Annotated in this window: 12 protein-coding genes; 3 read left to right on the top strand and 9 right to left on the bottom strand. The window is 68.7% G+C overall.

Features of this window, described 5'->3' with window-relative positions:
* The first annotated feature begins 72 nt into the window (after nt 1-72).
* Nucleotides 73-345 (top strand): type II toxin-antitoxin system PemK/MazF family toxin, encoded by a 273-nt coding sequence (locus ACZ7L9_RS24695; RefSeq protein ID WP_471418175.1) that lies wholly within the window; start codon nt 73-75, stop codon nt 343-345.
* Nucleotides 346-657: 312 nt separating this feature from the next.
* Here ACZ7L9_RS24695 and ACZ7L9_RS24690 read toward each other — a convergent pair whose 3' ends face one another.
* The 7 genes from ACZ7L9_RS24690 to clpS all read right to left on the bottom strand — a co-directional run bounded on the left by ACZ7L9_RS24690 (nt 658) and on the right by clpS (nt 5763).
* Nucleotides 658-1608, bottom strand: coding sequence for a PLP-dependent cysteine synthase family protein (locus ACZ7L9_RS24690; RefSeq protein ID WP_471418173.1), 951 nt, complete (start codon nt 1606-1608; stop codon nt 658-660).
* Complete coding sequence (locus ACZ7L9_RS24685) at nt 1608-1940, bottom strand: MoaD/ThiS family protein (protein WP_471418171.1); 333 nt, start codon at nt 1938-1940, stop codon at nt 1608-1610. Before ACZ7L9_RS24685 ends, ACZ7L9_RS24690 begins: the two co-directional genes overlap by 1 nt.
* A gap of 117 nt (nt 1941-2057) precedes the next feature.
* Nucleotides 2058-2183, bottom strand: a complete 126-nt coding sequence (locus ACZ7L9_RS24680; RefSeq protein ID WP_471418169.1) for a putative leader peptide — start codon at nt 2181-2183, stop codon at nt 2058-2060.
* A 157-nt stretch (nt 2184-2340) separates the two neighbouring features.
* On the bottom strand, nt 2341-2772 hold the full coding sequence (locus ACZ7L9_RS24675; protein ID WP_471418167.1) for a M67 family metallopeptidase: 432 nt from the start codon (nt 2770-2772) through the stop codon (nt 2341-2343).
* Between the two features lie 137 nt (nt 2773-2909).
* Nucleotides 2910-4349: an amino acid permease gene (locus ACZ7L9_RS24670; RefSeq protein ID WP_471418165.1), complete on the bottom strand. Its 1440-nt coding sequence runs from the start codon at nt 4347-4349 to the stop codon at nt 2910-2912.
* Between the two features lie 428 nt (nt 4350-4777).
* Entirely contained in the window at nt 4778-5362 is a 585-nt protein-coding gene (locus ACZ7L9_RS24665) for a DUF2017 domain-containing protein (RefSeq protein ID WP_471418163.1), read from the bottom strand.
* Between the two features lie 86 nt (nt 5363-5448).
* Nucleotides 5449-5763 carry an ATP-dependent Clp protease adapter ClpS gene (clpS, locus tag ACZ7L9_RS24660; RefSeq protein ID WP_266746437.1) on the bottom strand — a complete coding sequence of 105 codons (315 nt, stop codon included), beginning with the start codon at nt 5761-5763 and terminating at the stop codon, nt 5449-5451.
* Nucleotides 5764-5841: 78 nt separating this feature from the next.
* On the opposite strand from clpS, the gene ACZ7L9_RS24655 reads away from it, so the two are divergent.
* Entirely contained in the window at nt 5842-7170 is a 1329-nt protein-coding gene (locus ACZ7L9_RS24655) for a nicotinate phosphoribosyltransferase (RefSeq protein WP_471418161.1), read from the top strand.
* Between the two features lie 239 nt (nt 7171-7409).
* On the top strand, nt 7410-7994 hold the full coding sequence (locus ACZ7L9_RS24650) for a nicotinamidase (RefSeq protein WP_471418159.1): 585 nt from the start codon (nt 7410-7412) through the stop codon (nt 7992-7994).
* A gap of 266 nt (nt 7995-8260) precedes the next feature.
* On the opposite strand, the gene ACZ7L9_RS24645 is transcribed toward ACZ7L9_RS24650, so the two are convergent.
* On the bottom strand, nt 8261-8626 hold the full coding sequence (locus ACZ7L9_RS24645; protein ID WP_471418157.1) for a hypothetical protein: 366 nt from the start codon (nt 8624-8626) through the stop codon (nt 8261-8263).
* Nucleotides 8627-8749: 123 nt separating this feature from the next.
* The gene (locus tag ACZ7L9_RS24640; protein WP_471418155.1) at nt 8750-11149 is read right to left on the bottom strand and encodes an immune inhibitor A domain-containing protein; all 2400 of its coding nucleotides are present in this window, start codon (nt 11147-11149) and stop codon (nt 8750-8752) included.
* Nucleotides 11150-11431 lie beyond the last annotated feature (282 nt).

The following is an 11431-nucleotide window of genomic DNA, read 5'->3' as shown; positions in this document are numbered from 1 at the left end:
AGGCGTCCGCCGGCGGGGCCGGGGCGTGGACCGGAGCGGAGGCCGAGGCCGGGTGAGATCTGGTGGGCCGAGGTGCCGTACGAGGACGGGCCGGGGGCGAAGGACCGGCCCTGTCTGGTGCTGTCGGTACGGGGCGACTCGGCGCTCGTAGCGAAGATCACCAGCAAGCATCACGAGGAGCGGCCGGGGGTGATCGCGCTGCCCGTGGGGGCGGTGGGGGATGCGCGGGAGCGGGCGAGCTTCCTGGAGACGGATGAGTTGCGGGAGGTCGGCCTGCGGGGGTTTCGGCGGCTGGTGGGGGTGGTGGATGCGAGGGTCTGGGAGCGGGTGCGGAAGCTTGGGTGAGGTGGGGTGGGCCGGGGGCTCGAACGCCGGACGGGCCGGTTGTTCGGCTCGTCCGGCGTTCGAGTGCGGAGGTTGGCTCCTCTTGTGCAGTGCGGGGGGTAGCTCCTCTTAGAGGAGCTCACAAAATGGGAGTCCGATCAGCTCGCGGCGTCTGGTGCGTGCGATCGCAAGGCGCCGGCAGGTCCTCGGATGGGGTCTCCCCTGCTCGAACGAAGCTGAGAGCTTGGGGAAGGAGCTACTAGGGCGTTTCGGCAACGCAGCGAGCGTGCGTGCCAGGCGCCGCGAGCCGGGCGCCCATTTTGTGAACTCCTCTTATGCCCAGAGCTGGCCGTGCAGGGTTTTGATGGCCGCTTCCGTCGTGGGGGCCGTGTAGACGCCCGTCGACAGGTACTTCCAGCCGCCGTCGGCGACGACGAAGACGATGTCGGCCGGCTCTCCCGCCCTGACGGCCTTGTTCCCGACGCCGATCGCTGCGTGGAGTGCGGCGCCGGTGGAGACACCCGCGAAGATGCCCTCCTGCTGGAGGAGTTCGCGGGTGCGGGTGACGGCGTCCGCGGAGCCGACGGAGAAGCGGGTGGTGAGGACCGAGGCGTCGTAGAGCTCGGGGACGAAGCCCTCGTCGAGGTTGCGGAGCCCGTAGACCAGGTCGTCGTAGCGGGGTTCGGCGGCGACGATCTTGACGTCCGGCTTGTGCTCGCGCAGGTAGCGGCCGACGCCCATGAGTGTGCCCGTGGTGCCGAGGCCGGCCACGAAGTGGGTGACGGACGGGAGGTCGGTGAGGATCTCCGGGCCGGTGGTGGCGTAGTGGGCGCCCGCGTTGTCGGGGTTGCCGTACTGGTAGAGCATGACCCAGTCGGGGTGCTCGGCGGCCAGTTCCTTGGCGACGCGTACGGCGGTGTTGGAGCCGCCCGCCGCCGGTGAGGAGATGATTTCGGCGCCCCACATGGCGAGCAGGTCGCGCCGTTCCTGGGAGGTGTTCTCCGGCATGACGCACACGATGCGGTAGCCCTTGAGCTTGGCCGCCATGGCGAGCGAGATGCCGGTGTTGCCGCTGGTGGGTTCCAGGATGGTGCAGCCGGGCGTCAACCGGCCGTCCTTCTCGGCCTGTTCGACCATGTGGAGCGCGGGGCGGTCCTTGATCGAGCCGGTGGGGTTGCGGTCCTCCAGCTTGGCCCAGATGCGGACGTCGTCCGACGGTGACAGCCGCGGCAGGCGGACGAGCGGGGTGTTGCCCACTGCGGCGAGCGGGCTGTCGTACCGCATCAGTTCACGCCCGCCCGTCGCCCGACCGCCGCCCCGGCCGGACGGGGCTTCGCCCCGGCGGCTCCTCCGGCGACGGCCGGGAGGATGGTGACGTTGTCGCCGTCGCTGAGCTTGGTCGAGATGCCGTCGAGGAAGCGGACGTCCTCGTCGTTGAGGTAGACGTTCACGAAGCGGCGGAGTTCGTTCCCGTCGACGATGCGTTCACGGATGCCGTTGTGGCGGCTGTCCAGGTCCGTGAAGAGGTCGGCGAGGGTGTCTCCGTTGCCCTCGACGGCCTTGGCGCCGTCGGTGTAGGTACGGAGGATGGTCGGGATGCGGACCTCGATGGCCATGGCGTGGACTCCTGTCGAAAGCAGATCGGAGCGGAGAGGTGGCGTGGGGCGCGCGGCTCTGCCCCCGCGCGGGGGTCGGTGCGTGGCGCATGGTGTTCGCGGTGCCGCGAGCCCGGCTCAGGCCTTGCGGCAGGCGGGCAGGTGGCACGTACAGATCGCGCTGGAGAGCCTGCACAGGTCGACGTGCAGCCGCGCGACGAGCAGCGTGCCCGGCGTCCTGTCGCTCACGTCATGGGGAACCATGCGGTCATCGTATCGATTCCCGGTCCGCGATCTGGAGTGTGATCCCACCTGATGGATGGTGGGTGTTCGGTGGGTGGACAGGGCCCTGGTGGACGGGACCTCGGTGGAGCCGGTCCCGTCCGGCCGGTGGCGTGCCGGGTCGGGCGATGTGGCGAGGTCAGGCGGGTTCGTACGCCTCGACGACCTCGACCTCCTCCTCGGTGATCTCGCCGTCCACGATCCGGTAGGAGCGGAACTGGAAGGGGCCCGCGTCGTCGGTGTCGGCGGTGGAGACGAGGACGTAGTGGGCGCCGGGTTCGTTGGCGTAGGTGACGTCGGTGCGGGAGGGGTAGGCCTCGGTAGCGGTGTGGGAGTGGTAGATGATCACCGGCTCCTCGTCGCGGTCGTCCAGCTCGCGGTAGAGCTTGAGGAGGTCGGCCGAGTCGAACTCGTAGAAGGTGGGCGAGCGGGCGGCGTTGAGCATGGGGATGAACCGTTCGGCCCGGCCGGTTCCGGCCGGCCCCGCGACCACGCCGCACGCCTCGTCGGGGTGGTCGGCGCGGGAGTGCGCGACGATCTGGTCGTAGAGCGCCTGGGTGATGGTCAGCATGGCGCCAGGATAGGCATGCGGGCCCCGGCGTACCGAGGGGTGGTACGCCGGGGCCCGCATGGTGGACGCGGCTGTTGGGGCGGCCGGTGGGCCGGGGTCGGGCCGGCGGTGCGTCGGGGGTTCGTCCGCGGGCGGTCTCAGCTCTTCTCGAAGGCCTTGTTCTCGGGGTTGCGGGCCTTGAGCACCAGGTACGAGACGCCGAGCAGGGTCGCCCAGAGCGGGGCGCAGTACAGCGAGATCCTGGTGTCCTTGTCGATGCCCATCATCACGATGACCACGCCGATGAACGCCAGTGCGAAGACGCTGGTGTACGGGGCGCCGGGGGCCCGGAACGTGGACTGCGGGAGCACGCCACGGCGGGCGAGGCCGCGGTAGCGGATCTGGCAGAAGAGGATCATGATCCAGGCCCACATGCCGGAGATGGTGGCGAAGGAGACGACGTAGGTGAAGGCGTCGCCGGGCCACTGGTAGTTGATCCAGACGCCGACGAGCATCAGGGCGGCGGAGAAGGTGGTGCCGATGAGCGGGGTGCCGCTCCTGGTGAGCCTGGTGAAGAACTGCGGGCCCTGGCCGTTGAGCGCGAGGTCGCGGAGCATGCGGCCGGTGGAGTACATGCCGGAGTTGCAGGAGGAGAGGGCTGCGGTCAGCACGACGAAGTTGACGATTCCGGCGCCGACACCGAGGCCCATTTCCTCGAACGCGGCGACGAACGGTGAGATGCCGGGCTTGAACGCGGTCCACGGGACCACGGAGAGGATCATGATGAGGGCGCCGACGTAGAAGACGGCGATGCGCCACGGCACGGTGTTGATGGCCTTGGGCAGGACCGTCTTCGGGTCCTTGGACTCACCCGCGGTGACGCCGACGAGTTCCACTGCGAGGAAGGCGAACATCACGATCTGCAGGGTCATCAGGGTGCCCTTGATGCCGTGCGGGAAGAAGCCGCCGTCGGCCCAGAGGTGGGTGACGGACGCGGTGTCCCCGGCGTCGGAGAAGCCGAGGGTGAGAATCCCGGCGCAGATGAGGATCATGCCGACGATGGCGGTCACCTTGACCATCGAGAACCAGAATTCGAGTTCCCCGAAGAGCTTTACGGAGATCAGGTTCACGCCGTACAGGATGATCGTGAAGATCAGCGCCGACACCCATTGCGGAATGTCGAACCAGAACGTCATGTACTGGGCGGCTGCGGTGACTTCGGTGATTCCGGTGACGACCCAGAACAGCCAGTAGGTCCAGCCGGTGACAAAGCCGGCGAAGGGGCCGATGAATTCGCGGGCGTACTCCGAGAAGGAGCCCGACACCGGGCGGTACATGAGGAGTTCGCCCAGGGCGCGCATGATGAAGAAGATCACCAGACCCGCGACGGCATAAGCCAGGACGAGGCTGGGTCCGGCCTTCGAGATCGCCTTTCCCGCACCGAGGAAGAGGCCGGTTCCGATGGCTCCGCCGATGGCGATCATCTGGATCTGACGGGCGCCGAGGGCCCGCTGGTATCCCTCGCCGCTCGCGCCGGCATCCGCGTCCGCTGCGGCCTGCCGACCGCCCTGTCCCTTGTCGACCTGCGCCGATGTCATGTGCTGCGCCTTTCTCCACGCCGATCCGCGCCGCCGAAGCCGCGGATCAGGTCCCGGTCCCCCCGGATATGGATGGAGTGCCACCGGCGGTGGCCGGTTTGTAGCGCCCTCGGGAACAAGGGTGGCGCCCCCGAGTGGTCGTGAAGATTTATCACGGGCACATGGGTGAATCACCGGAGCCGATGTGGCGCACCGCACAGGAAAAAGCGGACAAGGGTTTTCAGTCGCCACATAAGCGACCGTTCAGGTGACGGGATCGTTATTCAGATTTGAGCGCCCGTTGAGCGAACGCGCCTCACACGGGAGACGGGCAATCGGGACGCGCGAATCCCGGATACCGGAACCGGGGCCGGGAAGCCCGGAAGCCGGGACCGCCCGGCAGGCCCGCAGAATGGGGGCCGGAGGCCAGGAGACCGGAAAGCCGGGAACTACGACATCAGGGTTTCCACCAGGGTTTCCTGCAGCGCGCCGAGCCAGAGATAGGCCATGACCATCGGCTTGCGCGGATCACTGTCGGGAAGCCGGTAGAGCGAGCCTGCGTCGCCCTCGTCGTCGTCGGCGACCTCCAGGCGGGTGCCGATGGTCAGCCGGAGGTCGTTGAGGGCGCCGAGCCAGTTGCGGCATTCGTCGGCGGAGAGCGTGAGTACGGCGCCGCCGTCCCCCGCGACGGAGAGGGCGTCCAGGGTGCGTACGACGGTGAGGGCGTCCTCGCGCTTGCGGGCGCGCAGATCGTTCTCGGTGAAGCGGCGGAACTCGGCGGAAGCGGCGCGCAGTTCGCTGTCCTCGTCGCCGTACGCCTCGGGGAAGAGACGGGCCAGGGCGGGGTCGGCGGGCGGTTCGCTGGGCCCCTCGGCGAAGAGCGCGGCAAGCGGGTCCCCGCCCTCGGCGGGTTCGTCGCCGGGGCCGATCAGTTCCAGCAGCTGGACGGCGAGGGAGCGCAGGATCGCGATCTCCACCTCGTCGAGCGCGACGGCCGCGCCGCCGTCGGGGGTGGCCTTGAAGTGGCCGGCCATGGGTTCTCTCCGATGGTGGGTCGGGCGGGGCAGAGGAGGATCGGACCGGCCCGCGCCCCTGCGGGCACGCCTTGCCGGTCCCGGCACTAGTTGCGGTCCTGGGTGAGGGTGGCCCACAGCCCGTAGCCGTGCATGGCCTGGACGTCGCGCTCCATCTCCTCGCGGCTGCCGCTGGAGACGACGGCGCGGCCCTTGTGGTGGACGTCCAGCATCAGCTTGTGGGCCTTGTCCTTGGAGTAGCCGAAGTAGGCCTGGAAGACATAGGTCACATAGCTCATGAGGTTGACCGGGTCGTTGTGGACGAGCGTCACCCAGGGGACGTCGGGTTCGGGGACGACGCGGCTGTCCTCGGCCGATTCGGGACGCTCGATCTCTGTGGGGGCGACGCTCACCCACCCCATGCTGCCACTCGTGAGGGGTCATCGCACAAACGACCCGAGATCTCGTCACTCTGACGAAATAGGGGTAGCATCCGGACCATGAACTCTGCGGACCTTGGGCGACGGGTCGGTGTGCCGTCGACCGCGCTCTTCACCGACCAGTACGAGCTCACGATGGTGCAGGCCGCACTGAAGGCCGGTACGGCCGAGCGGCACTCGGTCTTCGAGGCGTTCACCCGCCGGCTGCCGGAGGGGCGGCGCTACGGCGTCGTCGCGGGCATCGGACGGGTGCTGGACGCGGTGGAGAACTTCCACTTCGACGACGAGATGCTCACCTTCCTGCGCGAACAGGACGTCGTCGACGGGCCCACACTCGCCTGGCTGGCCGACTACCGCTTCAGCGGTGACATCTGGGGCTACCCGGAGGGCGAGGTGTACTTCCCCGGCTCACCCATCCTGCGGGTCGAGGGCTCCTTCGCCGAATGCGTGCTGCTGGAAACGGTGATCCTGTCGATCCTCAACCACGACTCGGCGATCGCCGCCGCGGCGTCCCGGATGTCCGCCGCCGCAGGCAGCCGCGGGCTGATCGAGATGGGTGCACGGCGCACCCATGAGCTGTCGGCGGTGGCCTCGGCGCGTGCCGCGTACATCGGCGGCTTCGACACCACCTCCGACCTGGCCGCGGGCTTCCGCTACAACATCCCGACCGTCGGGACGAGCGCTCACGCCTTCACACTGCTCCACGACACCGAGCGCGACGCGTTCCGGGCGCAGGTGGACTCGCTGGGCCGGGGCACGACGCTGCTGGTCGACACGTACGACGTCGCCGAGGCGGTCCGTGCGGCGGTCGAGATCGCCGGGACCGGGCTCGGTGCGGTTCGGATCGACTCCGGGGACCTGCTGCTGGTCGCGCACCGGGTACGGCAGCAGCTGGACGAGCTGGGCGCCACCGGGACGAAGATCGTGGTGACGTCCGACCTGGACGAGTACGCGATCGCCTCGCTGGCCGCCGCCCCGGTCGACGCGTACGGGGTGGGCACCCAGCTGGTGACCGGCAGCGGGCAGCCGACCTGCTCGATGGTCTACAAGCTGGTCGCCCGCGCCGGATCCGCCGACCCCGCGGAGCCGCTGCGTCCGGTCGCCAAGAAGTCGCTCAGCTCGAAGTCGTCGGTGGGCGGCCGCAAGTGGGCAGCGCGCCGGCTGGACGAGAACGGGGTGGCCGAGGCGGAGGTGATCGGCACCGGTCCCGTGCCGGCGGAGCTGGCCGAGCGGCAGCTGCTGGTCGAGCTGGTCAGGGATGGTGAGGTGATCGCCCGCGAGCCATTGGACACGGCGCGCGAGCGGCACATGGCGGCACGGGCGGGGCTGCCGATGTCCGCGATACAGCTGTCCCGCGGGGAGCCGGTCATTCCCACGGAGTTCATCTGAGCACAAGTACGTCCGAGGACATCCGACGGGGCCGGGAACGGGGGCGCGGACGGGGCGGGTGAGCGGGAACGGGCGGGTGAGGGGGCCGCGACCGGGGCCGTTCGGTGGCCGGTTCGTCCCCGATCGCCGGAATCACCTCAGACGCTTGATTACGTCCCCTCCCGAAGCCGCTCCCGAGTCTCTAGGCTCGAATACGCCCCCCATGACCGCCGACCGTCCCCCACCGAAGGACACCCGCCATGCACCGCGCCTTGATCGTCGTGGACGTTCAGAACGACTTCTGCGAGGGCGGCAGTCTCGCCGTGGCGGGGGGTTCCGATGTCGCCGCCGCCATCACCGACCTGATCGGTGAGGCCCAGGCCGGGTACCGCCATGTGGTGGCCACCCGTGACCACCACATCGACCCGGGCAGCCACTTCTCCGGCCAGCCGGACTTCGAACACTCCTGGCCGCCGCACTGCGTCGCCGGTACGGAGGGGGTGGGCTTCCACCCGAATTTCGCCCCTGCGGTCGCATCGGGGGCGATCGACGCGGTGTTCGACAAGGGTGCCTACGCCGCGGCGTACAGCGGCTTCGAGGGCCTCGACGAGAACGGCGTCGGACTGGCGGACTGGCTGCGGGACCGCGGGGTCACCGAGGTCGACGTGGTCGGCATCGCGACCGACCACTGCGTGCGGGCGACGGCGCTGGACGCGGTCCGGGCGGGCTTCACCACGCATGTGCTTCTCGACCTGACGGCGGGGGTCGCCGAGGCGACCACGGACCGGGCGCTGGAGGAGCTCCGCCGGGTGGGCGTGAAGCTCTCCGGCAAGCCGGTGGTGTAGAGCCTCACGACCCGCGTCCCCCGCGCCCCATGGCGCCTCAGAGCCTGTCGGGTGACCTTCGATCGGAAAGCGGACGCGGTCTGGTGCGTGCGATTCCAAGGCGCCGGAAGGCCCTCGGATGGGGTCTCCCCTGCTCCTTGAGAGCTTGGGGAAGGAGCTACCAGGGCGTTTCGGCAACGCGGAAGGGGGTCCCCCCTGGCCCTTAAGGCCTTGGGGGAGTGCGTGCCAGGGCGTGGCCGCCCGATCAGCGGTCACCCGACAGGCTCTCAGACCGGGCGGCTGGCGGGTACGGCCGGCCCAGCCGGTACGGGCGCCGGCACGGGCGGGCGGAGCAGGGCGCGGATCGGGTGCCAGAGCTCCTGGGCCCGCTCCGGTCTCGCTCGCCAGAGCACCCCGTCCGGGTGGTGCAGCACGGCGGTGATCTCGTCCGGCGTGGGCGGCTCGGCATTGCCCCGCAGGTAGACGGCGCGCAGCCCCAGATTGCGCAGCCGAGTCAGCGCGCGGGCCCGGTTGGCCGCGTGCACCAGGACCCGGATCGGGGCGCCCGGACCCGCTCCGTCCGTCGGGCCGGTCAGGGTGATCGCAACGACCACACTGCCGTTCGGCAACTTGCTGAACCCTCCGCCTGCCATGTCCGCACTCCCCCGTGAGACGTCGTGTCAATAAGGATCTGAACAAGAGGCACCTAAACACGATCGGCCGCCGCCCGCTAGAGGGCGACGGCCGATCAAGCTCTGACCTGCGGTGATGCTGGATTACTTGTGCGAGGCCCCGACCTTGACGATCATCGTCGAGCCGTCGCTCGGCTCACTGACAACCGTGATCCGGGTGTTCGTGTCAGCGACCTGAACACTTCCGGTCTTGTTCTCCGCGTACCAGTAGGTTCCCTTGTGGTCGTCGAAGACCGGGATGCCGAGCTGCGACTTGATCTGCACCGGCACGTCGGCGTTGTGCAGCGTGAAGCCGTCGGTCGCGTGCCGGCTGAAGGGCGCGTCGAAGGGCTGGATCTTGTTGCGGATGACCGTGCCGTCCGCCCACTTCAGCGGCTTGGCGTGCGCGTCGATCGGCAGGATCAGGCCCTTGCCCGGGTGGGCGGAGACGTTGTTGTTCTTCTGGGAGGTGTCCCACTGCCAGATGAGCAGACCGTTCTGGTACGGGTAGTGCTCGACCCAGTCCGGACGGGTCTTGGAGAAGCCGAAGTTGTACGGGCCGACCTTGAGGGTCTGGTCGTAGCTGACGTACTGGCGGTTCTCCGCGATGTAGAACTGCGGGTAGTCCTTGGTGAACGACTCGCCGACGCGGGAGAAGCCCTTGGCGGTCCAGCCGTTGTCGTCGCCCTCGGCGTTGTCCGAGAAGATCACGGCGCCGTCGGCGGTGATCGAGATGGTGTCGGCCGCGAAGCCGACACCGCCCGCGCCGCCGTCGGTGGCGTAACGGAAGCGGATGTCGATCTTCTTGCCCGCGTAGGCGTCCAGCGGGTAGGAGAGCTTCCGGTACGTGCCGGAGACGTCGGTCAGGGCCGGCTTGTCACTGGCGTCGCGAGGGAGCGCCTTGCCGTCGGCGGTGCCGTCGATCGCGGTCCAGCTGGTGCCGCCGTTGTCCGACACCTCGGTGTAGAGGAAGTCGTAGTCCTTCTCGATGTCCCAGAAGCCCGCGAGGTCCAGGGAAGCCTTGGACTTGCCGGTCAGGTCGACCGAACGGGACAGGGTGTTGTTCAGGTTGTCGCCCATGTCGCTCCACCACTGCTTGGAGCCCTCCGCGGGCTTCGTGACAGGGGTGGTGACGGGCTTGTCGGGCAGCTTGACGAGCAGCGCCTGCTTGTCCTTGGTGTTGTACTCGGACACGCCCAGCTTGTGCGTGGAGTCCGTCGCGGCCTTGGCCTCGGCGTAGTTGAGCCAGCCCAGCTGGAGCTTGTCCCAGGCGGTCATGTCGCCGGGCAGGTCACCGATCTGGTTCTTGCCGGTGCCGAGCCAGGAACCGGCCGACATCAGAGACCAGAAACCGACCGAGTTCTCGGCGCGGTTGGTGGTGTCGTACAGGTCGGGCAGGCCCAGGTCGTGGCCGTACTCGTGGGCGAAGACGCCCAGGCCGCCGTTCTCGGGCTGCGCGGTGTAGTCGCCGACCCAGATGCCGGTGTCACCGATCTGGGTGCCGCCGGCCTTGTTGTAGGCCGGACCGGTCGCGCCGGCGTCGGTGCCGTAGGCGTACCAGCGGTGCGCCCAGACGGCGTCGGTGCCCTGCGCGCCGCCGCCCGCGGATTCGTCCTCGCCCGCGTGGACGATCTGGAAGTGGTCGATGTAGCCGTCCGGCTCGTTGAAGTCGCCGTCGTTGTCGTAGTCGTAGCGGTCCCACTGGTCGTACTGCGCCAGGTCCGCCTTGATCTGCTCGGGCGTACGGCCCTTGGCCTTCTGGTCGGCGGCCCAGGCGTTCACGCCGTCACGGACCATGTCCCAGACGTTGGCGCAGTTGGTCGAGCCGCAGTAGTTGGAACCGTAACGGGCCTCGTTGTACGGCACCTTGACCCAGTCGGAGACCTGACCGTCGACCGAGTAGCGCCCGGAGGACGTCTTCTCGTAGTACGTCTTCAGCGAGTTCTTGCCGGCACCCGTACCGAAGTAGAGGTCCTGGAAGTGCGCCTGGTTGTAGTCGGCCTGCCAGGCGGTGCTGTTGTCCTTCTTGGGGTCCGGCTTGGCTATCTGGTTGTGCGCCGGGCCGGGCGTGCCGCCGTACTTCGGAACGGCCGGCGCGGGGCCGTCGCCGTCCGGGTCGAACATGGTCGTGTTGTCGACCTTGTCGCCGAAATCGACCAGGATCGTGAAGATCTTGTCGGTCTTCTCGCGGCCGAGTTCGACGTACTTCTTGTCGTCGAGCTTGACGACCTTGGAGCCGTTGCGGGTCGACACCTTCTTGTCGCCGGCTATGACCTGCTCCAGGGCGGCCTGACGCTGGGCGTCCTGCTGCTTGCTGAAGGGGCCCTGCAGGTCGTGCGAGTCGCCCTTGGCCGAACCCGGGTCGCGGCGCTCGACCACGGGTGCCTTCGCCCCCGACGTGTGGTCATCTGCCTGGGCCGTGGCGAAAGCCGACGCCGTAGCGGCAGTCGCGGCCATGGCCACGACAACCGCCGCGGCGCGAAGCGCCCGTCTGTTACTGGTCACTTGATGCAGTCCTCCCCGGCGCCCGCGGCTGCGGCCTGGCGTGGTGTGGAGGGGCCGCGCGCGGATACGCGTCACAAGTGACGACATTCGACCGGAGTTACGAGAGAAAAGACAGATCTTGACTTGAACAGACCAAGTGCACTATGCAGGAGCGCGTTTCCGTTATCCGAACACTCCTCGTACGGACAACCGGCGCGTCACGGCCGAGGGTTGAAGCACGGAATGACTCAGTGCGCCCCCCGTGCACCGGTACCGTGGGTTAGGTGATGCTTACTACCGGTT

The organism is Streptomyces sp. NPDC111516 (assembly GCF_055635345.1).
The sequence above is the reverse complement of the archived record's forward strand: the minus strand, read 5'-3'. Positions and strand labels throughout refer to the sequence as shown.